We start from the raw sequence: 23,232 nt of genomic DNA, 5'->3' as shown, positions 1-23,232 counted from the left end.
CAGCTACGCCCCGCGTTCCGCTTCGTTTAAGGCCTCTTGCATGTCCGATTCCCGTTACCAGGTCGATGTCAGCGTCGTTACCCACTATCTGGCAGACCAATCGCAACCCGAGCACGACCGCTTCGCCTTCGCCTACACCATCACCGTGCAGAACAATGGCGACCTACCGGCTCGACTGATGTCGCGACACTGGGTGATCACTGACGGTGACGGGCATGAAGAGCAAGTCCGCGGCGCCGGCGTCGTTGGCCAGCAACCGTTGATCGATGCCGGCCAGAGCCACACCTACAGCAGCGGCACAGTGATGACCACCAAGGTTGGCACCATGCAGGGCACCTATGAAATGGTCGCCACTGACGGCAAACATTTCGACGCCATCATCAAGCCTTTCCGCCTGGCGGTGCCCGGAGCCCTGCACTGATGGCGACGTATGCCGTCGGCGACCTGCAAGGCTGCCTCGAACCGCTCAAGTGCCTGCTCAAGCAAGTAGCGTTCGACACAAAACTCGATCGGCTATGGCTGGTGGGTGATCTGGTCAACCGTGGCCCGCAATCACTGGAAACCCTGCGCTTTTTGTATGGCATGCGTGAATCGCTGGTCTGCGTGCTCGGTAACCACGACCTGCATCTGCTGGCTGCGGCTAAAAATATCGAGCGCTTAAAGAAGTCCGACACCCTGCGCGAGATTCTCGAAGCGCCGGACTGCGCCGAATTGCTTGAATGGGTGCGCCAGCAAAAGCTGATGCACTACGACGAGCTGCGTGACGTCGCCATGGTTCACGCCGGCATTCCACCACAATGGTCACTGCGCCGCGCCTTGAAGTGTGCTGACGAAGTCGAAACCGCGCTGCGTGACGACAATCTGTTTCCGGCCTACCTCGACGGCATGTATGGCAATGAGCCAGCGAAATGGGACAACGACCTCAAGGGCGTAGCCCGCCTGCGCGTCATCACCAACTACTTCACGCGCATGCGGTTCTGTACCGCCGAGGGCAAGCTCGACCTCAAGAGCAAAGAAGGCCTTGATACTGCCCCACCCGGCTACAAACCGTGGTTCCAGCACAAGGAGCGCAAGACCAAAGGCTTGCGGATCATCTTCGGCCACTGGGCGGCACTCGAAGGTAATATCCATGAGCCAGGCATCTCGGCGCTGGACACCGGGTGTGTCTGGGGCGGCAGCCTGACCCTGATGAACGTCGACAGCGGCGAACGCCTGTCGTGCAAATGCGATGAACACGGTGGTCTCGCCCCGACCGTCGCACCACTTATCCCCCAAACTTCGCCAATCAGCGCACCGCGTTAGACTGCGCTTTCAGCCGAGCAACAGGAACCCGCCATGAGCGAATTCAAACGAATCCCCCCGGAACAGGCCCAGGCCCTGCGTGAACAAGGCGCCGTTGTCGTCGATGTCCGCGATCCGGCAACTTTTGCCGCCCTGCACATCAGCGGCTCGAAGCATCTGGACAATCATTCCCTGCACGCTTTCATTCAAGGCGCCGACCTTGATGCACCGACCGTCGTGGTCTGCTATCACGGAAACTCCAGCCAGGGCGCCGCGGCTTACCTGATCAGCCAAGGCTTCTCCGACGTCTACAGCATGGACGGCGGCTTCGAGTTGTGGCGTACGACTTATCCTGCGGAAACCGCCCAAGGCACCGCCGAATAATTTTTTTGTCACGCGCAGGCCCCGGCTGCCGTGGGCCTGCGCGGGCAGACGAACGGTCTTGCCACAACTAATTACGTATCTCGCCTTTACCTCCTGAATTCCCAACTATCCTTAAGCCCAGGCCATCCAAAACAGGGGAGAGCCGGTACACCGGCGCACGGGTCATCGGGAGTGACTTTCACGATTGTCGATCGTGAAAGTGTTCTGGGGGGTAAACAATCGGCTGCTACTGCAGCTGCTTGCCAGCATCGACTGAGTGATCCGGCGTCGGCTCCACGTATCGAGCGAGGTGACGTCATGAGTATCTTTAGCCACTTCCAACAACGCTTCGAGTCCACACGCCAGGAAGAACTCTCGCTGCAAGAGTACCTGGAGCTGTGCAAGAAAGACCGTAGCGCCTACGTTTCCGCCGCCGAGCGTCTATTGCTGGCCATCGGCGAACCGGAACTGCTCGACACCTCGACCAACTCGAGGCTGTCACGCATCTTCTCCAACAAGGTGATCCGTCGCTATCCGGCCTTTGAAGACTTCCACGGGATGGAAGAATGCATCGACCAGATCGTCTCGTATTTCCGCCATGCCGCCCAAGGCCTGGAAGAGAAGAAACAAATCCTCTATCTGCTCGGCCCCGTCGGCGGCGGTAAATCGTCGCTGGCCGAGAAGCTGAAGCAGCTGATCGAGAAAGTACCCTTCTACGCAATCAAGGGCTCGCCGGTATTCGAATCGCCGCTGGGTCTGTTCAACGCCACCGAAGATGGCGCGATCCTCGAAGAAGACTTCGGTATACCACGGCGCTACCTGAACACCATCATGTCGCCATGGGCGACCAAACGCCTGGCCGAATTTGGCGGCGACATCAGCCAGTTCCGCGTGGTCAAACTGTATCCGTCGATTCTCAATCAGATCGCCGTGGCCAAGACCGAACCGGGCGACGAGAACAACCAGGACATTTCCGCGCTGGTCGGTAAGGTCGACATCCGTAAACTTGAGGAATACCCACAGAACGACGCCGACGCTTACAGCTACTCCGGTGCGCTGTGCCGGGCCAACCAGGGCCTGATGGAATTTGTCGAAATGTTCAAAGCACCGATCAAGGTGCTGCACCCACTGCTGACCGCGACTCAGGAAGGCAACTACAACAGTACCGAAGGCCTCGGCGCGATTCCGTTCACCGGGATCCTGCTCGCCCACTCCAACGAGTCGGAGTGGCACACCTTCCGCAACAACAAGAACAACGAAGCGTTCATCGACCGGATCTACATCGTCAAAGTGCCTTACTGCCTGCGCGTCAGCGATGAAGTGAAGATCTACGACAAACTGCTGTTCAACAGTTCCCTGGCCAAGGCGCATTGCGCCCCGGACACCTTGAAGATGCTGGCGCAGTTCACTGTGTTATCGCGCCTCAAGGAGCCGGAAAACTCCAATATCTATTCGAAAATGCGCGTCTACGACGGCGAAAACCTCAAGGACACCGATCCGAAGGCCAAGTCGATTCAGGAATATCGCGACTCGGCAGGTGTTGACGAAGGCATGAACGGTCTGTCGACCCGCTTTGCGTTCAAGATCCTGTCCAAGGTCTTCAACTTCGACCCGCATGAAATCGCCGCCAACCCGGTGCACCTGCTTTATGTGCTGGAACAGCAGATCGAACAGGAACAGTTCCAGGCTGAAACCCGCGAGCGCTACCTGCGCTACCTGAAGGAATACCTCGCACCGCGTTATATCGAATTCATCGGCAAGGAAATTCAGACCGCGTACCTCGAGTCTTACAGCGAGTATGGCCAGAACATTTTCGACCGTTACGTGCTGTACGCAGACTTCTGGATTCAGGATCAGGAGTACCGCGATCCGGAAACCGGCGAGATCCTCAACCGCGTGGCGCTGAACGAAGAACTGGAAAAAATCGAGAAACCGGCCGGCATCAGCAATCCGAAGGATTTCCGCAACGAGATCGTCAACTTCGTCCTGCGCGCCCGGGCCAACAATAACGGCAAAAACCCGACTTGGCTCAGCTACGAAAAGCTGCGCGTGGTCATCGAGAAGAAAATGTTCTCGAACACCGAAGATCTGCTGCCAGTCATCAGCTTCAACGCCAAGGCCAGCAAGGAGGATCAGCAAAAGCACAACGACTTCGTCACTCGAATGGTCGAACGCGGCTACACCGACAAACAGGTACGGCTTCTTTCCGAATGGTACCTGCGGGTACGGAAGTCGCAGTGAAGCAGCTGCAAGCTTCTAGCTACAAGCTGCAAGAACAAAGCGCGTAACCCAGTGATCCCCGGGAACCTGCTTTTACTTGCGGCTTGGAGCTCACAACTTGAAGCTGCCCGGAGGGCTTCCTATGAGTTATGTGATCGACCGACGTCTGAATGGCAAGAACAAGAGCACGGTGAACCGCCAGCGTTTTCTGCGGCGTTACCGTGACCACATCAAGAAGGCCGTCGAAGAGGCGGTCAGCCGGCGCTCCATTACCGATATGGAGCACGGCGAACAGATCAGCATTCCCGGTCGCGACATCGACGAACCGGTGCTTCATCACGGCCGCGGCGGCAAGCAGACCGTGGTTCACCCCGGCAACAAGGAATTCACTGCCGGCGAACACATTGCTCGGCCACCCGGCGGTGGCGGCGGACGCGGTCCGGGCAAGGCCGGTAATTCCGGCGAGGGCATGGACGAGTTTGTCTTCCAGATCACCCAGGAAGAATTCCTCGAGTTCATGTTCGAAGACCTCGAGCTGCCGAATCTGGTCAAGCGCAACCTCAGCGGTACCGACACCTTCAAAACCGTGCGGGCCGGGATCAGCAACGAAGGCAATCCGTCACGCATCAACATCATCCGCACCCTGCGCTCGGCGCACGCACGGCGTATCGCCCTGTCCGGCAGCAGCAGGGCGAAACTGCGCGAAGTCAAAGAAGAACTTGAGCGCCTGAAACGTGAAGAGCCGGACAACTTTGGCGATATTCAGGAACTCGAGGCCGAAATCGAAAAACTCAGCGCGCGCATCCATCGTGTGCCGTTCCTCGACACCTTCGACTTGAAATACAACCTGCTGATCAAACAGCCCAACCCCAGTTCGAAAGCCGTGATGTTCTGCCTGATGGACGTCTCCGGCTCCATGACCCAGGCGACCAAGGACATCGCCAAACGCTTTTTCATCCTGTTGTATCTGTTCCTGAAACGAAACTACGACAAGATTGACGTGGTGTTCATCCGCCACCACACCAGCGCTCGGGAAGTCGACGAAGAGGAGTTTTTCTATTCGCGGGAAACCGGCGGCACCATCGTCTCCAGCGCCTTGAAACTGATGCAGGAGATCATGGCCGAGCGTTATCCAAGCAACGAGTGGAACATCTACGCGGCCCAGGCTTCCGACGGCGACAACTGGAACGATGACTCGCCGATCTGCCGTGACATCCTGATCAACCAGATCATGCCTTTTGTGCAGTACTACACTTACGTGGAGATCACCCCGCGCGAACATCAGGCCTTGTGGTACGAGTACGAACGTATCGCCGAAGCCTTTTCTGACACTTTTGCCCAGCAGCAACTGGTCTCGGACCGGGGATATCTATCCGGTCTTCCGTGAACTCTTCCAGCGCAGGTTAGTGACATGACCGCCAAAGAGCAGAAGCGCCAACCCATTTCCACCGGCTCCGAATGGACGTTCGAGCTGATCCAGACCTACGACCGCGAAATCGCCCGGATCGCGGCCCGCTATGCCCTGGATACCTATCCCAACCAGATCGAAGTGATCACCGCCGAGCAAATGATGGATGCGTACGCCTCGGTGGGCATGCCACTGGGTTATCACCACTGGTCCTACGGCAAACACTTCCTCAGCACCGAAAAATCCTACAGCCGTGGGCAGATGGGCCTGGCCTACGAAATCGTGATCAACTCCGATCCGTGCATTGCCTATCTGATGGAGGAGAACACCATCTGCATGCAGGCGCTGGTCGTGGCGCACGCATGCTATGGCCACAACAGTTTCTTCAAGGGCAACTACCTGTTCCGCACCTGGACCGATGCCAGCTCGATCATCGATTACCTGGTGTTCGCCAAGCAGTACATCATGCAGTGCGAGGAGCGCCACGGCATCGACGCGGTGGAAGACCTGCTCGACTCCTGCCATGCGCTGATGAACTACGGCGTCGATCGTTACAAGCGTCCGTATCCGATTTCTGCCGAAGAGGAGCGGCGCCGGCAGAAAGATCGCGAAGAGCACCTGCAGAAGCAGATCAACGATCTGTGGCGCACCATTCCTAAAGGCGCGGACAAATACAGCGACAGGGACAACGCGCGCTTCCCGGCCGAGCCGCAGGAAAACATCCTCTACTTCATCGAGAAACATGCGCCGCTGTTGGAGCCGTGGCAGCGCGAAATCGTGCGTATCGTGCGCAAGATCGCCCAGTATTTTTATCCACAACGCCAGACCCAGGTGATGAACGAAGGCTGGGCGACGTTCTGGCACTACACGCTGATGAACGACCTGTACGACGAGGGGCTGGTCACCGACGGCTTCATGATGGAGTTCCTGACGTCGCACACCAGTGTGGTGTTCCAGCCAGGTTTCGATAGCCCTTACTACAGCGGCATCAATCCTTATGCACTGGGCTTCGCCATGTACCGCGACATTCGGCGCATGTGTGAAGAACCTACCGAAGAAGATCGTCACTGGTTCCCGGAAATTGCCGGTACGGACTGGCTATCGACCATCAAGTTCGCCATGAGCAGCTTCAAGGATGAGAGTTTCATCCTGCAATACCTGTCACCGAAAGTGATCCGTGATCTGAAGCTATTCAGCATCATGGATGACGATCAGAAGGACGACTTGTTGGTGCCTGCAATTCATGACGAACCCGGTTACCGGATCATTCGCGAAACCCTCGCTGCGCAGTACAACCTCGGCAATCGTGAGCCGAATGTGCAGATCTACAGCATCGATCGGCGCGGCGATCGCTCGCTGACCTTGCGTCACCAGCAGCACGATCGCAAACCGCTGGGAGACTCCACTGACGAAGTGCTTAAACATCTGCATCGCCTGTGGGGCTTCGATATCCATCTGGAAACCCTGCAAGGCGACCAGATCATGAAAACCCATCACGTTCCGCCACGCAGCGAACACAGCGAAGGGGATTACGGTCGACTCGACCTCGCCGTGATTCATCTTTGATCCGCTTCCAGCCTCCGAAAGTTCGACGCAAGGGTTATCCTGTCGGGCTAACGGAGGTTTTTTATGCAGATTTTCAAGGTTGGCGGTGCCGTACGTGATCGCTTGCTGGGCAAACCGGTAACGGACATCGATTGGGTGGTGGTCGGTGCCACCACCGAAGAAATGCTCGCCCAGGGTTATCGCCCGGTCGGTGCGGATTTCCCGGTTTTTCTTCATCCAAAAAGCGGCGAGGAATACGCCCTCGCCCGCACCGAGCGCAAAAGCGGGCGCGGTTATGGCGGCTTCACTTTTCACGCCAGCCCCGAGGTGACACTTGAAGAAGACCTGATCCGCCGCGACCTGACCATCAACGCCATGGCCGAGGACAATCAGCAGAATCTGACTGATCCATACCAGGGTCAGCGCGATCTTGAAGCGAGAATCCTGCGTCACGTATCCCCGGCGTTCGCCGAAGATCCCCTGCGTGTCCTGCGTGTAGCCCGCTTCGCGGCGCGTTATGCCGGGCTCGGTTTTAGCGTTGCGCCGGAGACGCTAGAGCTGATGCGTCAACTCAGCGAATCCGGTGAACTGGAGGCACTGACCGTTGAGCGCAGTTGGAAAGAAATTTCCCGCGCACTGATGGAAGATCAACCGCAGGTGTTCGTTCAGGTGTTGCGCGACTGCGGCGCGCTGAAAGTGCTGATGCCAGAAGTCGACGCGCTTTTTGGAGTGCCGCAACCGGAAGCGCATCATCCGGAAATCGACACCGGCCTGCACACGCTCAGCGTGCTGGAGCAGTCGGCGCTGCACAAACAACCGCTGACCGTGCGCTGGGCGTGTCTGCTGCACGACCTCGGCAAAGGCCTGACCCCGGAAGAAGAGTGGCCACGACACATCGCCCATGAGCACAAAGGGCTGAAGCTGATCAAAGCGGTCAATGAACGTTTCAAGGCTCCGAAGGACTGCCAGGAATTGGCTTTGCTGGTAGGCCAGTTCCACACCCACGGTCATCGGGCGCTGGAGCTGAAAGCCTCGACACTACTGGAGTTACTGCAAAGTTTTGATGTGTATCGCCGACCACAGCGCTTTGAAGAGTTTATTGCGGCATGCGAAATGGATGCTCGCGGACGCAAAGGGCTCGAGCAGAGAAGTTATCCACAGGCCGATTATTTACGTGGTGCGGCGAAGGCAGCACGGGAAGTCGCGGTGCAGCCATTGCTAGAGAAGGGATTCAAAGGCCCGGAGCTAGGCGAAGCGCTGAAGCGTGAGCGACTGAAGGCGCTGAAAGCCTACAAAGACGCGGCGTCCGCTTGAAAAGCTTCGCGAGCAGGCTCGCTCCCACATTTTGGAATGCATTTCCCTGTGGGAGCGAGCCTGCTCGCGAAGACGTCAGTCGATCTAAAGCAAATCTGAAGGCGTGAGCCGCTGCCCGCGCCACTCGAACGCAACCGGCGCCAGCACCTGATCAATCTGCGCCTCAGCCCACAACGTCGCGAAGCTTTTTCCCACACCCGGATGCATGCGATCCGGCGCAATCAGCGACAACGGCCACAACACAAAGGCATTTTTCAGAATCTCGGCACGCGGCAAAACCAACCCGTCGAAATTCCCCGCCAGTTCGCCATACAGCAGCACGTCGATATCCAGCGGCAAGCCTTTGCGATCAGGCGCGTAGCGGCCGTTATCCGCCTCAATGAATTTCAAGCGGCGATCCAGTTCCATCAACGGCAGGTCGGTATACGCCGACACCACAAAATTGAAGAACGGCCCGCTCTTGATCCCCACTGGCTGGCTCTCGAACACCGCGGAACAGCGGATATCCACCAGAAACGTCGCCAAAGCGTCGAGACCAGCGCACAAATGGATTTCGCGCTCGATATTGCTACCGAGCCCGAGGTACACCTGAGTCAGCGACATCCGCGCTCGATCTCCACACCCACGCCGCCCTTAGCCGCTGGCACCGCACCAGGCTTGGTCAGCTTCAGCCGCACCCAGGTGATGTCGAATTCGCTCATCAGTACTTCGACCAGACGCTCGGCGAATGTCTCGACCAGTTGGAACTGAGCCTGTTCGGCAAAAGCCTGAATGCGCGTGGACACGCTGGCATAGTCGAGCGCCAGGGTCAGGTCGTCACCGGCGGCGGCCGGGCGATTGTCCCAGGCGAAGCTCAGATCAAGTCGCAGGCACTGTCGGATGCCGCGCTCCCAGTCGTAGGCACCGATCACGGTGTCGACTTCCAGGCCCTCGATAAACACTCTGTCCAAGCACTTCTCTCCACTGCACGACAAGGGCGCAATGCGCCGTTAGAATCAGGGCGTCCTCGCCCGGAATAGTTAGCATGTTTTGGTTACTGGCGACTTTCGCCTACCTGCTCGGCTCGCTGTCCTTCGCCATTTTGCTCAGCCGCCTGACCGGAAATCCGGACCCGCGAATGAGTGGCTCGGGCAATGCCGGCGCCACCAACATGCTGCGCCTGGCCGGTCGCAAACTGGCGATCCTGACCCTGCTGGGTGACCTGTGCAAAGGCCTGGTGCCGGTGCTGATCGCCTCGGCTGTCGGCCTTTCGCTGCAGGATCAGGCGTGGATCGGCGTGTGCGCCGTGATCGGTCACCTGTTCCCGCTGTACTTTCGCTTTCGTGGCGGCAAGGGTGTCGCCACCGCTGCCGGCATGCTGCTGGGCCTGTATCCGCCCGCCGCGCTGCTGGCAGTATGCGCTTGGTTGCTGACGTTTTACCTGACCCGCACCAGCTCGCTTGCAGCGCTGATCGCCACGCCACTGACCCTACCGTTGCTGGCCTGGCAGGAACCGGAGGCGCTGTTGCCGATGAGCGCGCTGACACTGCTGATCGTCTGGCGCCACCGCGGCAATCTACGCGACCTGTTTGCCGGGCGCGAACGGCATTTCTGAATACCGTCCATGAGCGCCACTCATCACAGCGCCGACAACTGCTCCATCGGCCAGCGCGCCTGCACGCTGATTGCCAGACTTTCCTGCTGACCGGCCTGCAAGCGCTGGCAACCGGCAAACGCGATCATCGCGCCATTGTCGGTGCAGAACTCGGGACGGGCGTAGAACACCTCACCTTTCATGTCGCCGAGCATCTTTTCCAGCGAAACGCGCAGGGCCTTGTTGGCGCTGACGCCACCAGCGATCACCAGACGCTTCATGCCGGCCTGCTTAAGGGCCCGTTTGCACTTGATGGTCAAAGTCTCCACCACGGCCTGCTGGAACGCCAGCGCGATGTCGCAACGGGCTTGCTCGTTGTCGTCCCCGGCGCTGACGCACTGCTGCCAGGCGTTGAGAGCAGAGGTTTTCAGACCACTGAAGCTGAATTGCAGACCCGGACGATCACACATCGGACGCGGGAAGGTAAAACGTCCTGCGCCCCCCTTCTCGGCCAGTTTGGCGATTTCCGGGCCACCCGGATAATTGAGGCCCATCATTTTCGCGGTTTTGTCGAACGCTTCGCCGGCGGCATCGTCGAGCGTTTCGCCAAGCAGACTGTATTGACCGATGCCATCGACCTGAACCAGCTGCGTATGACCGCCGGAAACCAACAAAGCGACGAACGGGAATTCTGGCGGTTTCGGCTCCAGCATCGGCGCCAGCAAATGCCCTTCCATATGGTGCACACCGAGCGCCGGAATGCCCCAGGCAAAGGCCAGCGCCTGAGCACAGGAAGCACCGACCAGCAGCGCGCCAACAAGCCCAGGACCCGCGGTATAGGCGATCGCATCGATCTCGGTCGGCACGCAGTCCGCCTCGGCCAACACCTGACGAATCAAGGGCAGCATGCGCTTGACGTGGTCACGCGAGGCCAGTTCCGGCACCACGCCGCCATAGGCGCGGTGCAGGTCGATCTGGCTGAACAGCGCGTCAGCCAACAGGCCACGCTCACTGTCGTATAATGCGACGCCGGTTTCGTCGCAGGAGGTTTCTAATCCCAGTACTAGCATGGGTTTGCGCCTTGTTTAGGCTGAATTCGAAGGCGCGCATAATAGTCCCCGCGTGATGCCCCGACCAGCGGTTTTCGATCAGAGGCTTTGCATTCCGAGCGATGAGGGGTTAACATCCGCAACCCTTAAAAACCGACGTCTTCAAGTGCTCTTTTGCCGCGAGGATGTTGACCCCGGTAATGAATGAAGGTAGCTCTGGATGCCAGCCGTCAAAGTTAAAGAGAACGAACCCTTCGACGTAGCTCTGCGTCGTTTCAAGCGCTCCTGCGAAAAAGCCGGTGTACTGGCTGAAGTTCGTAGCCGCGAATTTTACGAGAAGCCAACTTCTGAGCGTAAGCGCAAAGCAGCAGCCGCTGTTAAGCGTCACGCCAAGAAAGTTCAGCGCGAACAGCGCCGCGCCGTTCGTCTGTACTAATACACAGACGTTCGTTGCAAGCTTCTTTGCCTAAGCCCGGCTCTCAGCCGGGCTAATGGCATTTGCGTAAAACGCTTGATGCTTCAACGTCGAAGCCGCACACGCGACCTAGACGAATCTGCTTCACACGTCAGACCTGGCTCTTTTGCCAGCGGTGCACGTCTTTTCTGACGAGCCTTTCAAGGCTACTGACGAGCACACCCACTGATTCCTCTTACGACGATCAGCCCAAGGCACCTGCATGCGTGCCCGCTTTATTGAGCTATCCGAGGCCCCTAACCGGCCGTCAGCGGATTCAGCGCAACACTTTCAAATAGTCGAAGACTGATGAGTACTAACGTCAGGGGATTTTCGGCAGATACACTTCCCGACAGCGATTACGCAGACGACACCGGTCGAGCCGCATATTTTGCGCGCTTCAAACAATGACCCGCGTCCGGCAGCCTTACGCATCGGACTTATTACAGCGCAGACGACGAGTACGCCATGGCCGGGCTGATTCCCCAGAGCTTCATTGACGACCTGCTGAACCGCACCGACATCGTCGATGTGGTCAGTTCGCGCGTGCAATTGAAGAAGGCCGGCAAGAACTACACCGCTTGTTGCCCGTTTCACAAAGAGAAAACCCCGTCTTTCAGCGTCAGCCCCGATAAGCAGTTCTATTACTGCTTCGGCTGCGGCGCCGGCGGCAATGCCCTCGGCTTTCTCATGGATCACGACAACCTGGATTTCCCCCAGGCCGTCGAAGATCTGGCGAAAGCCGCCGGCATGGAAATCCCTCGCGAAGAAAGCGGCCGCCCGCACAAACCGCGCCAGCCAACCGATTCGCCGCTGTATCCGCTACTCACCGCTGCCGCCGATTTTTACCGGCAAGCCCTCAAGAGCCATCCATCGCGCAAAGCTGCGGTGGATTACCTCAAGGGCCGCGGCCTGACTGGCGAGATCGCCCGGGATTTCGGGCTCGGCTTCGCGCCGCCCGGCTGGGACAACCTGTTCAAACATTTGAGCAGCGACACGCTTCAACAGAAAGCCATGATCGACGCCGGCCTGCTGATCGAGAACGCCGAAACCGGCAAACGCTATGACCGCTTCCGCGATCGCGTGATGTTCCCGATCCGCGACACCCGTGGGCGCATCATCGCCTTCGGCGGCCGCGTACTCGGCGACGACAAGCCCAAGTACCTGAACTCACCGGAAACCCCGGTATTCCATAAAGGTCAGGAACTCTACGGCCTTTATGAAGCACGCAAGAACAACCGTAACCTCGACGAAATCATCGTCGTCGAAGGCTATATGGACGTCATCGCCCTCGCTCAGCAAGGGCTGAAGAATGCCGTCGCGACGCTCGGCACCGCGACCAGCGAAGAACATTTGAAGCGTCTGTTCCGCGTAGTGCCGAACGTGCTGTTTTGCTTCGACGGCGACCAGGCCGGCCGCAACGCCGCATGGCGCGCACTGGAAGCAACGCTTTCAAGCCTGCAGGACGGGCGTCGTGCACGCTTTCTGTTTCTACCCGAAGGCGAAGACCCGGACACCTTGGTTCGTGCCGAAGGCACTGACGCATTCAAGGCCCGGATCAATCAGCACGCTCAGCCGTTGGCGGATTATTTCTTCCAGCAACTGACCGAAGAAGCCGACCCGCGCTCGCTTGAGGGCAAGGCGCACATGGCCACCCTTGCCGCACCGCTGATCGACAAAGTACCCGGGGCAAACCTGCGCATTCTGATGCGTCAGCGCCTGACCGAAATTACTGGCCTGAGCAGCGAGACCGTCAGTCAGCTAGCACAAAGTGCGCCGCAGGAAGCACCGCCCGCCTACGATCCGGGTATCGATTACGACGCGATGCCGGATTACAGCGACTACCATCAGCCGCAGGCACAAGACATGTATGTGCCGCAGCAGGAGTGGACGCCAAAGAAACCCGGCGCTGGCGGCAAGAAATGGGACAAGAAACCCTGGGACAAGAACGGCAAACGTGGTGAGCGCGGCCCATATGTACCACCCCGCACCGAAATCGCGGTCGAACCTCCAATATTTACCGCAATTCGCACCCTTATCCACCACCCCGATATGGCTGCCAAGGTTGAGAGCGCCGACCATTTTGCTAATGAGGCAAACAAGTATGCGCAACTACTGGTAGCCCTCATTGAGTCCTTGCAGAAAAATCCTCAGCTAAACTCATTTCAGTTGATGTCCAGATGGCACGGTACTGATCAGGGCCGCCTACTCAAGCAGCTCACGGAAAAGGAATGGTTAATTCAGGGGGATAACCTTGAACAACAGTTTTTAGACACCATTACTAAGATATCCGCTGGCCAAAACATACAAACTCTGGACGAGCTCATCAAAAAGGCGAGCGACCCAGCAATGACCGCGGAACAAAAAATGCAGATAGCAATCCAGATGCGCGACCTATTTTCCGCATCAAACCCGACCTCAACTGGCGCGTGAGGTCATAGCTCAGGTATAATCCTCGGCTTGTTTTTTGCCCGCCAAGACCTTCAGTGGATAGGGTGTTATGTCCGGAAAAGCGCAACAGCAGTCTCGTATTATTGAGTTGATCAAACTGGGTCGTGAGCAGAAGTATCTGACTTACGCCGAGGTCAACGACCACCTGCCCGAGGATATTTCAGATCCTGAGCAGGTGGAAGACATCATCCGCATGATTAACGACATGGGGATCCCCGTACACGAGAGTGCTCCGGATGCGGACGCCCTTATGTTGGCCGACGCCGATACCGACGAGGCCGCTGCGGAAGAAGCAGCAGCCGCGTTGGCAGCGGTGGAGACCGATATCGGTCGCACCACTGACCCAGTGCGCATGTACATGCGTGAAATGGGTACGGTCGAGCTTCTGACTCGTGAAGGCGAAATCGAAATCGCCAAGCGTATCGAAGAGGGCATCCGTGAAGTGATGAGCGCAATCGCGCACTTCCCTGGCACGGTTGACCACATTCTCTCCGAGTACACCCGCGTCACCACCGAAGGTGGTCGCCTGTCCGACGTCCTGAGCGGTTATATCGACCCGGACGACGGCATTGCGCCGCCAGCCGAAGTGCCGCCGCCTGTCGAAGCGAAAGTGGCGAAAGCCGACGACGAGACCGACGACGATGAAGCCGAATCTTCCGATGACGAAGAAGAAGCCGAAAGCGGTCCGGATCCGGTCATTGCTGCCCAGCGCTTTGGCGCCGTGGCTGATCAGATGGAAATCACCCGCAAGGCCCTGAAAAAGCACGGTCGCAACAACAAGGCAGCGATTGCCGAGTTGCTGGCACTGGCCGAGCTGTTCATGCCGATCAAACTGGTACCGAAGCAATTCGAAGGCCTGGTCGAGCGTGTTCGCGGTGCCCTGGATCGTCTGCGTCAGCAAGAGCGCGCGATCATGCAACTGTGTGTACGTGATGCACGTATGCCACGCGCCGATTTCCTGCGTCAGTTCCCGAGCAACGAAGTCGACGAAAGCTGGTCCGACGCCTTGGCCAAAGGCAAGAGCAAGTACGCCGAAGCCATTGGCCGCGTGCAGCCGGATATCATTCGTTGCCAGCAGAAACTGATCGCGCTGGAAACCGAAACCGGTCTGACCATCGCAGAAATCAAGGACATCAACCGTCGCATGTCGATCGGTGAGGCCAAGGCCCGCCGCGCGAAGAAAGAGATGGTTGAAGCCAACCTGCGTCTGGTTATCTCGATCGCCAAGAAATACACCAACCGCGGCCTACAATTCCTCGATCTGATCCAGGAAGGCAACATCGGCCTGATGAAAGCGGTGGACAAGTTCGAATACCGTCGTGGTTACAAGTTCTCGACTTATGCCACCTGGTGGATCCGTCAGGCGATCACTCGCTCGATCGCCGACCAGGCCCGCACCATCCGTATTCCGGTGCACATGATCGAGACGATCAACAAGCTCAACCGTATTTCCCGGCAGATGTTGCAGGAAATGGGTCGCGAACCGACCCCGGAAGAGCTGGGCGAACGCATGGAAATGCCTGAGGACAAGATCCGCAAGGTATTGAAGATCGCTAAAGAGCCGATCTCCATGGAAACCCCGATCGGTGATGACGAAGACTCCCACTTGGGTGACTTCATCGAAGACTCGACCATGCAGTCGCCAATCGATGTCGCCACTGTTGAGAGCCTGAAAGAAGCGACTCGCGAAGTGCTGTCTGGCCTCACTGCCCGTGAAGCCAAAGTACTGCGCATGCGTTTCGGTATCGACATGAACACCGACCACACGCTCGAAGAAGTGGGCAAACAGTTTGACGTAACGCGTGAGCGGATCCGTCAGATCGAAGCCAAGGCGCTGCGCAAGCTGCGCCACCCGACGCGAAGCGAGCATCTGCGCTCCTTCCTCGACGAGTGATACCAGAACCCCCGGCCCAGGCCGGGGGTTTTGTTTATATGGCAGATTAAATCCTTCGCAACACCCCTCCCCCGCATACCCCGTCTACACTCGAAACAATCATCCCCGAGCCATAACGAGAGCGTTATGCCCAGATTGGCGTCCGTGCTTTTTTTGCTGTCACTGATGATCTGGACCGCAACGGCTGACGCGCTGACTCTGACTGATGAAGAACGTAGCTGGCTGGCGGCTCACCCGGACTTGCGCCTGGGTGTAGATGCTTCGTGGCCGCCCTTTGAATTTCGCGACGACCAGAATCGCTATCAGGGCTTGGCGGCCGACTATATCGATGTGATTCGCCAACGCCTGGCGATCAAGTTGACCCCCATTGAGCCAGTGAGCTGGACGGTGGTGCTGGAGCAGGTCAAATCGGGCAAAATCGATCTTCTCCCCGGCATCATGTCCACCCCTGAGCGCCAGACCTACCTGTCGTTCACCCGCCCTTATCTTGATTTCCCGATTGTCATACTTGCCCACATCGGCGGCGCGCAACCGCGCAAGCTCGACGACTTGTACGGTTTGAAAATCGCCGTGGTGGAAAACTATGCACCCCACGAACTGCTGCGCACCCACCACCCCGATCTGAATCTGGTGGCCATGCCCAATGTCAGTTCGGCGCTGCAGGCGTTGGCGACCGACGAAGTGGACGCCGTGGTCGGCGACCTCGCTTCGAGTGTCTGGAGCCTGCGCCAGCTCAAGCTCGACGGCCTGTACGTCAGTGGCGAAACCCCGTATCGCTACCAACTGGCAATGGCCGTGCCCCGCGATAACAAGGTACTGGTGGGGATTCTCGACAAAGTGCTCGCGGACATGAGTCCTGATGAAATCAGCAGCATTCAGGAGCACTGGGTCGGTAACGTCCTTGATCATCGGACATTCTGGTCGGATCTGTTGATCTACGGTTTGCCGGGGCTGTTGCTACTGGTGACGATCCTCGCCGTGGTGATCCGTATCAACCGCCGCCTGAGCTCGGAAATCGCCCGACGCATCGACCTCGAACAGGAGCTGCGCAGCAGCGAATATCACTATCGCGGACTGGTCGAGAGCCTGTCAGCCATCGCCTGGGAAGCGCGGATGAGCGACTTCACCTACAGCTATGTCTCGCCCCACGCCGAAGACTTGCTCGGCTATCCACAATCGCACTGGTTGATCCCCGGCTTCTGGCACAACATCATTCACCCGGCGGATCTGACCCGTACGCAGAGTTACTGCAAAGAAGCCCTCAGCGAGGGCCGTGATCACATCGTCGACTATCGAGTGATCACCGCCGACGGTCGCTGCTTGTGGGTGCGCGACATCGTCAGCCTGATCGAACATGGCCATGAGCCTGTGATGCGCGGTTTGATGATCGACATCAGCGAAATCAAGCGCACTGAAGAAGCACTGCAGCTCTCGGAGCAAAAGTTCGCCTCGGTCTTCCAGCAGTGCCCGGACATTCTGGTGATTGCACGGCTGTCCGACGGTTGCCTGCTCGAGGTCAACGAAGCGTTTGAAGAACAGATCGGACTGAAAGCTGAAGAAGTGCTGGGGCAAACGGCGACCGACCTGAATATCTGGGGCATTCCCGGCGTCGGTCCGGGGCTGCTGCAGCGTTTGCAGGCGGGCAGTATTCGCAATCTGGAGATGCCCTTTCGCCGCAACAACGGCCAGTTGTTCACCGGCCTGATCTCCGCCGAACCCTTCGATCTGGACACCACGCCAGCCCTGGTGGTCGTTGTGCGTGACATCACCCAGCTCAAGGAAACCCAACAGCAACTGCAAACCTCCGAGGAGAAGTTCGCCAAAGCCTTCCATGCCTCACCGGACGGTTTGTTGTTGTCGCGCCAGAGCGATGGTTTGCTGCTGGAGGTCAACGAAGGTTTCAGTCGCATTACCGGTTTCAATAGCGCCATGTCGGTGGATCGTTCAGCGCTGGATCTGGGGATCTGGGTCAACCTCAACGAGCGCAAACAGATGCTCGATCTGTTGCATCGCGACGGCTTCGTCCGTGACTTCACCTGCCATATCCGCCGCAGTGACGGGCAGATTCGCCTCTGCGAAGTCTCCAGTCGTCCGCTGCCGATCGGCGAAGAAGACTGCATGCTGACCATCGCCCGGGACATAACCGAGCGCCATTTGATGCAGGAAAAACTGCAACAGGCCGCCACCGTGTTCGAAAGCACCGCTGAAGGCGTATTGATCACTGACACCCAACAGCACATCAGCGCGGTCAACCGAGCCTTTACCGAGATTACCGGTTACAGCGAAAGCGAAGCGCTCGGCCATACACCACGCTTGCTCGCCTCCGGCCTGCATGACAGTGCGTTCTACGCGGCAATGTGGCACCAGTTGACCGACGAAGGTCACTGGCAGGGCGAGATCTCCAACCGGCGCAAGAACGGCGAGTTGTACCCGAGCTGGCTGACCATCAGTGCTGTGCGCAACCGCGACAAGTTCATCACCCACTTTGTCGCGGTGTTTGCCGATATCTCCAGCCTCAAGCACGCACAGGCCAAGCTCGACTATCAGGCGCACCACGACCCACTTACCGGCCTGCCGAACCGCACGCTGTTCGAAAACCGTTTGTTGATGGCGTTGAACAGTCAGCAGGAAAACGGCGGTCAGGGCGCGGTGCTGTTTCTCGATCTCGACCGCTTCAAACACATCAATGACAGCCTCGGTCACCCGGTTGGCGACCTGCTGCTCAAGGGCATCGCCGTGCGCCTGAAAGAGCAACTGCGCGACATCGATACCGTGGCGCGTCTGGGCGGTGACGAATTCATCATTCTGCTGCCCGGCCTGCAACAGGCCAGTGATGCCGACAACATCGCCACCAAACTGCTCAATTGTTTCGGTGCGCCGTTCCAGGCTGGCGAACATGAGTTCTTCATCAGCGCCAGCATTGGCACAAGTCTCTATCCTCGGGACGGCTGCGACGTCGCCACGCTGGTGAAAAACGCCGACGCGGCGATGTACCGCTCCAAGGCCAAGGGCCGCAACCGCGTCGAGAGCTACACCCGCGACCTCACTGCCCAGGCCAGCGAGCGCATTGCACTTGAGCACGAACTGCGCCGGGCCATTGAACGGGATGAGTTGTTCCTCTACTACCAGCCGAAAATCAGCCTCGACGACCACCGCCTGGTCGGTGCTGAAGCGCTGATCCGCTGGCGTCACCCAACCTTCGGCGATGTACCGCCAGAACATTTCATTCCGCTGGCCGAAGAAAACGGCATGATCCTGCAAATCGGTGACTGGGTGCTCGAGACCGCGTGCCGGCAGATGTTCGAATGGAATCAGGTCTACGACAGCCTCGGCCCACTCTCGGTGAACCTCGCCGGCGCGCAACTGCGTCAACCAAATCTGCTCGGGCGCATCGAACAACTGCTCAACGACAACCGCCTGCAGCCGGATTTACTGCAACTGGAAATTACCGAGAATTTCATCATGAGTCAGGCCGAAGAGGCGCTGGCCGTGCTGCACCAGCTCAAACACCTCGGCGTACAACTAGCGATTGACGACTTTGGTACCGGTTATTCTTCGCTCAGTTACCTCAAACGCCTGCCGCTGGACATCCTCAAGATCGACCAGTCATTCGTCCGCGGACTGCCCGACGACCCCCATGACGCGGCCATTGTCCGGGCCATCATCGCGCTGGGACGGAGCATGCAATTCACCGTCATCGCCGAGGGCGTGGAAACCCAGGCCCAACAACAATTTCTCGCTGCCGAAGGCTGCGAACAGATCCAGGGCTACATCGTCAGCCTGCCGTTACCGCCGGAAGAATTCGCGGCAACGTTTCTTCGTGTAACCGTATCGGATTTTTCGGATAGCACAGCCGAGAAACCGTCGCTATAATCCGCGGCCTACTGAGGGCCTATAGCTCAGTTGGTTAGAGCAGAGGACTCATAATCCTTTGGTCCACGGTTCAAGTCCGTGTGGGCCCACCAAATACGAAAGCCGTGCTAAATGCGCGGCTTTCGCGTTTCTGGCGTTTGAAAGTAGCCAGCCCACCCCACGCTGTCATACTTGCGCCCGTGAAGTGTAACTTCCAGAATGCCAGCACAGGATGTCTTTCGGATTAGGGATAAATAACCGTGTACAAACTCTCCTCGCTACAAGCTGCCAGAGGACTGGCGGCGCTTTTTGTCGTAGCGTTTCACTCACTCTTCATCAATGCCAAATATGTGCAAGGCGAAAGCCTGTTACCGGAGCTATTTGTTTTTGGCCAAACCGGCGTGGATCTGTTTTTTGTCATCAGTGGTTTTGTGATGGTTCTGGCTTTTCGCAACAAGTTTGGTCTTAAAGGCCAAGTCGCTGGCTTTCTCAAAGGGCGATTCCTGCGAATTTATCCGACCTACTGGGTTTATTTTCTCGCCCTCTTCTTTGTCGCTCAGATCAAACCTGAACTGGTAGGTGGCTCCCAAAATGGGACTGTCGACATGACGTCATCATTTTTCCTGCTCCCGGATTCAGCGTTACCGCTATTAATGGTTGCCTGGTCGCTTATCCACGAAGTCTGGTTTTATCTGGTGTTTGCCTTGATTCTTATGCTGCCGGCCAAGTGGATGACCCATGCATTTGCGTTCTGGCTAATCACGATCATCGGCGTTTCGATCTTCACCCTTACGTCAGACAACCCCTATCTTCGAGTGATGTTCCATGAGTTCTCCATTGAGTTCATCTTCGGCGCCTTGGCCGGAATCGCATATCTGCGGCTTTCGCTGGTTACCTCACCGCCCCTTTTCAGCATTCTCCTGATGGTACTGGCTGGACTGGCCGGCCTCGTCTACGCACTTGCTTCAGACGTAGTCGGCGACGCCGATGTCATTCAATCGATAACCCTGGAGCGTGCATTTGCGATCGGTGGCGGTTACACGCTTTTACTGTTGGCATTTGCACTGCTGGAAGCAAAAGGTAAATGGATGGCATCCGGTCTGCTCAGATCGGTCGGGGATATGTCCTACTCGCTATACCTGTCGCATGTTCTGACACTCAGCGTGTGCGGGCGCCTCTGGGTCATGACGGGACTTAACGGTAACAGCGTCTGGCATGCGCTATTGTTCTGGGCGGTGTCCTACACTGCAGTGCTTGTGGTGGCTTACTTCAGTTATCAGTTGATAGAGCGCAAATTGTTGAATCTCTCGCACCACTTTCGACTGCCTGTACGCGCGTAAAAAAACCGCGCTTTTGCGCGTTTTTTTAGGTCTGAGTTCAGCTTCATCACCTGCAAGCGGTCCGCAGACTGAGCCTGTAACATGCGCAGGCCAACTATCCGCGCCAATGGAGCCGCCCTTGCCAGACATCCGCCCGCCCGTGCTCGATGAAATCGATCGTCAGTTGATCGCCGCCCTGCAGATCAATGCCCGTGAGAGCGTGGCCATGCTCGCCCGGCAATTGGGCATTGCGCGCACCACCGTGACGTCGCGTCTGGCGCGGCTGGAAAGGGCTAAAGTGATCACCGGTTATGGCGTACGCCTCGGCCAGCGAGTGGTCGACGGCGGCTTGCAAGCGTATGTCGGGATCAAGGTACAGCCACGCTCTGGCAAAGAGGTGCTACGCCGGTTGAGTGCAATGGCGCAGGTGCAGCAGTTGTGTGCGGTGAGTGGGGAGTTTGACTATGTCGCCTGGTTGCGTACGGATTCGCCGGAGCAACTGGATCAGTTGCTGGATCAGATTGGCGGAGTGGACGGGGTGGAGAAGACCACGACGTCGATCATTTTGAGTAGCAAGATTGATCGAGGGCAGCCGGTCTAAGATTTTGATCGGGCTTCTCCGGTGAATTCCAGTGCCTCTTCGCGAGCAGGCTCGCTCCCACATTTTGGTCGGTGTGCAGTCTAAAATCGTCATATTGATCGTTAATCTGGCAAAACGACGACAATTTGCGTCTTATTAACGTGTTCTACGCTCCCTAGAATGGCTGGCATCTTTTCCTATACTCAGACGCGCATCCGCGTCGGGTCGCCAGCAAGGTCAGCCATGAACAAGAACAATCGCCATCCTGCAGACGGTAAGAAGCCAGTCACCATTTTCGGCCCGGACTTTCCGTTCGCGTTCGACGACTGGATCGAACACCCGGCCGGTCTCGGCAGCATTCCTGAGCACAATCACGGCGCTGAAGTGGCGATCGTCGGCGCTGGAATCGCCGGGTTGGTAGCCGCATACGAGTTGATGAAACTCGGCTTGAAACCGGTGGTTTACGAAGCCTCGAAACTGGGTGGCCGTCTGCGCTCGCAGGCTTTCAACGGCACCGACGGCATCGTCGCTGAACTCGGTGGCATGCGCTTCCCGGTGTCCTCCACCGCGTTCTATCACTACGTCGACAAGCTCGGTCTGGAAACCAAACCGTTCCCGAACCCGTTGACGCCAGCCTCCGGCAGCACCGTGATCGACCTGGAAGGCAAAACCCATTACGCACAGAAGCTGGCGGATCTGCCTGCACTGTTTCAGGAAGTGGCTGACGCCTGGGCGGATGCGCTGGAGGCCGGTTCGCAATTCGCCGATATCCAGCAGGCTATTCGCGATCGCGATGTACCCCGTCTGAAAGAGCTGTGGAACACGCTGGTGCCGCTGTGGGATGACCGCACGTTTTATGACTTTGTCGCCACCTCGGAAGCCTTCGCCAAACTGTCGTTCCATCACCGCGAAGTGTTCGGTCAGGTTGGTTTCGGCACCGGCGGTTGGGACTCGGACTTCCCCAACTCGATGCTGGAAATCTTTCGCGTGGTGATGACCAACTGCGACGATCACCAACACCTCGTGGTCGGCGGCGTCGAGCAAGTGCCGCAGGGCATCTGGCGGCATGTGCCGGAACGCTGCGTGCACTGGCCCGAAGGCACCAGCCTGAAATCCCTGCACCGTGGCGCGCCGCGCTCCGGCGTGAAGAAAATCGCCCACGCGCCAGATGGCCGTTTCGCGGTCACCGACAACAACGGCGACACCCGCGAATACGCCGCCGTGCTGACCACTTGCCAGAGCTGGCTGCTGACCACGCAGATCGAATGCGACGAAAGCCTGTTTTCGCAGAAGATGTGGATGGCCCTGGACCGTACGCGCTACATGCAGTCGTCGAAAACATTCGTGATGGTCGACCGGCCATTCTGGAAGGACAAAGACCCGGAAACCGGCCGCGACCTGATGAGCATGACCCTCACCGATCGCCTGACCCGTGGCACGTATCTGTTCGACAACGGCGACGACAAGCCGGGCGTGATCTGCCTATCGTACTCGTGGATGAGTGACGCGCTGAAGATGCTCCCGCATCCGGTGGAAAAACGCGTCGAACTGGCGCTGAACGCGTTGAAAAAGATCTACCCGAAAGTCGACATCGCTGCACGGATCATCGGCGATCCGATCACCGTGTCGTGGGAAGCCGACCCGTACTTCCTTGGCGCCTTCAAAGGTGCCCTGCCCGGCCACTATCGCTACAACCAGCGCATGTACGCGCACTTCATGCAGGACGAGATGCCGGCCGAGCAGCGCGGGATTTTCATCGCCGGCGACGACGTTTCGTGGACTCCAGCATGGGTCGAAGGCGCAGTGCAGACGTCGCTCAACGCGGTGTGGGGGATCATGAAGCATTTCGGTGGCTCGACACATAAAGCGAACCCCGGCCCGGGTGATGTGTTCAAAGACATCGGCCCTATCGCCCTGCCCGAGTAAGAG

General features: G+C 58.0%; 17 protein-coding genes, 1 tRNA gene and 1 pseudogene. 16 read left to right on the top strand and 3 right to left on the bottom strand.

The window, feature by feature from the left end; all coding sequences use genetic code 11:
* Positions 1-40 precede the first annotated feature (40 nt).
* From apaG to ACOYXE_RS25400, 7 genes and pseudogenes are all read left to right on the top strand, one after another.
* The gene (gene apaG / locus ACOYXE_RS25430; protein ID WP_160059650.1) at positions 41-421 is read left to right on the top strand and encodes a Co2+/Mg2+ efflux protein ApaG; all 381 of its coding nucleotides are present in this window, start codon (positions 41-43) and stop codon (positions 419-421) included.
* Entirely contained in the window at positions 421-1,302 is an 882-nt protein-coding gene (locus ACOYXE_RS25425) for a symmetrical bis(5'-nucleosyl)-tetraphosphatase (RefSeq protein ID WP_460926810.1), read from the top strand. Before apaG ends, ACOYXE_RS25425 begins: the two co-directional genes overlap by 1 nt.
* A 33-nt stretch (positions 1,303-1,335) precedes the next feature.
* Positions 1,336-1,665 (top strand): thiosulfate sulfurtransferase GlpE, encoded by a 330-nt coding sequence (glpE, locus tag ACOYXE_RS25420; RefSeq protein WP_016983139.1) that lies wholly within the window; start codon positions 1,336-1,338, stop codon positions 1,663-1,665.
* Positions 1,666-1,962: 297 nt separating this feature from the next.
* Positions 1,963-3,885 (top strand): PrkA family serine protein kinase, encoded by a 1,923-nt coding sequence (locus tag ACOYXE_RS25415; RefSeq protein ID WP_007910115.1) that lies wholly within the window; start codon positions 1,963-1,965, stop codon positions 3,883-3,885.
* Between the two features lie 121 nt (positions 3,886-4,006).
* Positions 4,007-5,279, top strand: a pseudogene (locus tag ACOYXE_RS25410) (YeaH/YhbH family protein).
* Complete coding sequence (locus ACOYXE_RS25405) at positions 5,276-6,838, top strand: SpoVR family protein (protein ID WP_160059653.1); 1,563 nt, start codon at positions 5,276-5,278, stop codon at positions 6,836-6,838. The pseudogene ACOYXE_RS25410 and the gene ACOYXE_RS25405 overlap by 4 nt, the downstream one beginning before the upstream one ends.
* A gap of 63 nt (positions 6,839-6,901) precedes the next feature.
* Positions 6,902-8,131 (top strand): multifunctional CCA addition/repair protein, encoded by a 1,230-nt coding sequence (locus ACOYXE_RS25400; protein ID WP_460926809.1) that lies wholly within the window; start codon positions 6,902-6,904, stop codon positions 8,129-8,131.
* 84 nt (positions 8,132-8,215) lie between these two features.
* Here the strand turns inward: ACOYXE_RS25400 and folK are convergent, their stop codons facing one another.
* Positions 8,216-8,734, bottom strand: a complete 519-nt coding sequence (gene folK, locus ACOYXE_RS25395) for a 2-amino-4-hydroxy-6-hydroxymethyldihydropteridine diphosphokinase (RefSeq protein WP_160059655.1) — start codon at positions 8,732-8,734, stop codon at positions 8,216-8,218.
* Positions 8,725-9,081 carry a dihydroneopterin aldolase gene (gene folB / locus ACOYXE_RS25390; RefSeq protein ID WP_160059656.1) on the bottom strand — a complete coding sequence of 119 codons (357 nt, stop codon included), beginning with the start codon at positions 9,079-9,081 and terminating at the stop codon, positions 8,725-8,727. Before folB ends, folK begins: the two co-directional genes overlap by 10 nt.
* Before the next feature lie 74 nt (positions 9,082-9,155).
* Here folB and plsY point away from each other — a divergent pair, with 74 nt between their 5' ends.
* Positions 9,156-9,725 (top strand): glycerol-3-phosphate 1-O-acyltransferase PlsY, encoded by a 570-nt coding sequence (gene plsY, locus ACOYXE_RS25385; protein WP_038363312.1) that lies wholly within the window; start codon positions 9,156-9,158, stop codon positions 9,723-9,725.
* A gap of 23 nt (positions 9,726-9,748) precedes the next feature.
* Here the strand turns inward: plsY and tsaD are convergent, their stop codons facing one another.
* A complete protein-coding gene (tsaD, locus tag ACOYXE_RS25380) occupies positions 9,749-10,774 on the bottom strand; it encodes a tRNA (adenosine(37)-N6)-threonylcarbamoyltransferase complex transferase subunit TsaD (RefSeq protein ID WP_405122763.1) in 1,026 nt (341 codons plus the stop codon).
* Between the two features lie 199 nt (positions 10,775-10,973).
* Here tsaD and rpsU point away from each other — a divergent pair, with 199 nt between their 5' ends.
* The 8 genes from rpsU (at position 10,974) to ACOYXE_RS25340 (ending at position 23,229) form a co-directional block, all read left to right on the top strand.
* Positions 10,974-11,189, top strand: a complete 216-nt coding sequence (rpsU, locus tag ACOYXE_RS25375; protein WP_002551877.1) for a 30S ribosomal protein S21 — start codon at positions 10,974-10,976, stop codon at positions 11,187-11,189.
* Between the two features lie 486 nt (positions 11,190-11,675).
* Positions 11,676-13,640, top strand: coding sequence for a DNA primase (gene dnaG, locus ACOYXE_RS25370; protein ID WP_160059658.1), 1,965 nt, complete (start codon positions 11,676-11,678; stop codon positions 13,638-13,640).
* Positions 13,641-13,707: 67 nt separating this feature from the next.
* Positions 13,708-15,552: an RNA polymerase sigma factor RpoD gene (gene rpoD / locus ACOYXE_RS25365; RefSeq protein ID WP_077574775.1), complete on the top strand. Its 1,845-nt coding sequence runs from the start codon at positions 13,708-13,710 to the stop codon at positions 15,550-15,552.
* 126 nt (positions 15,553-15,678) lie between these two features.
* Positions 15,679-19,425: a bifunctional diguanylate cyclase/phosphodiesterase gene (locus tag ACOYXE_RS25360; protein WP_160059659.1), complete on the top strand. Its 3,747-nt coding sequence runs from the start codon at positions 15,679-15,681 to the stop codon at positions 19,423-19,425.
* A gap of 15 nt (positions 19,426-19,440) precedes the next feature.
* A tRNA-Ile gene (locus ACOYXE_RS25355) sits at positions 19,441-19,517 on the top strand.
* A gap of 147 nt (positions 19,518-19,664) precedes the next feature.
* Positions 19,665-20,744, top strand: a complete 1,080-nt coding sequence (locus ACOYXE_RS25350; RefSeq protein ID WP_460926808.1) for an acyltransferase family protein — start codon at positions 19,665-19,667, stop codon at positions 20,742-20,744.
* A gap of 118 nt (positions 20,745-20,862) precedes the next feature.
* A complete protein-coding gene (locus tag ACOYXE_RS25345) occupies positions 20,863-21,324 on the top strand; it encodes an Lrp/AsnC family transcriptional regulator (protein ID WP_160059661.1) in 462 nt (153 codons plus the stop codon).
* 222 nt (positions 21,325-21,546) lie between these two features.
* On the top strand, positions 21,547-23,229 hold the full coding sequence (locus ACOYXE_RS25340) for a flavin monoamine oxidase family protein (RefSeq protein WP_064388224.1): 1,683 nt from the start codon (positions 21,547-21,549) through the stop codon (positions 23,227-23,229).
* The last annotated feature ends 3 nt before the right edge of the window (positions 23,230-23,232 follow it).

The sequence above is a fragment of the Pseudomonas sp. MC6 genome (genome assembly GCF_054790575.1).
This window is presented reverse-complemented; position numbering and strand designations above follow the sequence as displayed.

Excerpts from the sequence above, each read along its gene's own strand:
- apaG (WP_160059650.1), top strand. The coding sequence starts at position 41 with ATGTCCGATTCCCGTTACCAGGTCGATGTCAGCGTCGTTACCCACTAT.
- ACOYXE_RS25425 (WP_460926810.1), top strand. The coding sequence starts at position 421 with ATGGCGACGTATGCCGTCGGCGACCTGCAAGGCTGCCTCGAACCGCTC.
- glpE (WP_016983139.1), top strand. The coding sequence starts at position 1,336 with ATGAGCGAATTCAAACGAATCCCCCCGGAACAGGCCCAGGCCCTGCGT.
- ACOYXE_RS25415 (WP_007910115.1), top strand. The coding sequence starts at position 1,963 with ATGAGTATCTTTAGCCACTTCCAACAACGCTTCGAGTCCACACGCCAG.
- ACOYXE_RS25405 (WP_160059653.1), top strand. The coding sequence starts at position 5,276 with ATGACCGCCAAAGAGCAGAAGCGCCAACCCATTTCCACCGGCTCCGAA.
- ACOYXE_RS25400 (WP_460926809.1), top strand. The coding sequence starts at position 6,902 with ATGCAGATTTTCAAGGTTGGCGGTGCCGTACGTGATCGCTTGCTGGGC.
- folK (WP_160059655.1), bottom strand. The coding sequence starts at position 8,734 with ATGTCGCTGACTCAGGTGTACCTCGGGCTCGGTAGCAATATCGAGCGC.
- plsY (WP_038363312.1), top strand. The coding sequence starts at position 9,156 with ATGTTTTGGTTACTGGCGACTTTCGCCTACCTGCTCGGCTCGCTGTCC.
- tsaD (WP_405122763.1), bottom strand. The coding sequence starts at position 10,774 with ATGCTAGTACTGGGATTAGAAACCTCCTGCGACGAAACCGGCGTCGCA.
- rpsU (WP_002551877.1), top strand. The coding sequence starts at position 10,974 with ATGCCAGCCGTCAAAGTTAAAGAGAACGAACCCTTCGACGTAGCTCTG.
- dnaG (WP_160059658.1), top strand. The coding sequence starts at position 11,676 with ATGGCCGGGCTGATTCCCCAGAGCTTCATTGACGACCTGCTGAACCGC.
- rpoD (WP_077574775.1), top strand. The coding sequence starts at position 13,708 with ATGTCCGGAAAAGCGCAACAGCAGTCTCGTATTATTGAGTTGATCAAA.
- ACOYXE_RS25360 (WP_160059659.1), top strand. The coding sequence starts at position 15,679 with ATGCCCAGATTGGCGTCCGTGCTTTTTTTGCTGTCACTGATGATCTGG.
- ACOYXE_RS25340 (WP_064388224.1), top strand. The coding sequence starts at position 21,547 with ATGAACAAGAACAATCGCCATCCTGCAGACGGTAAGAAGCCAGTCACC.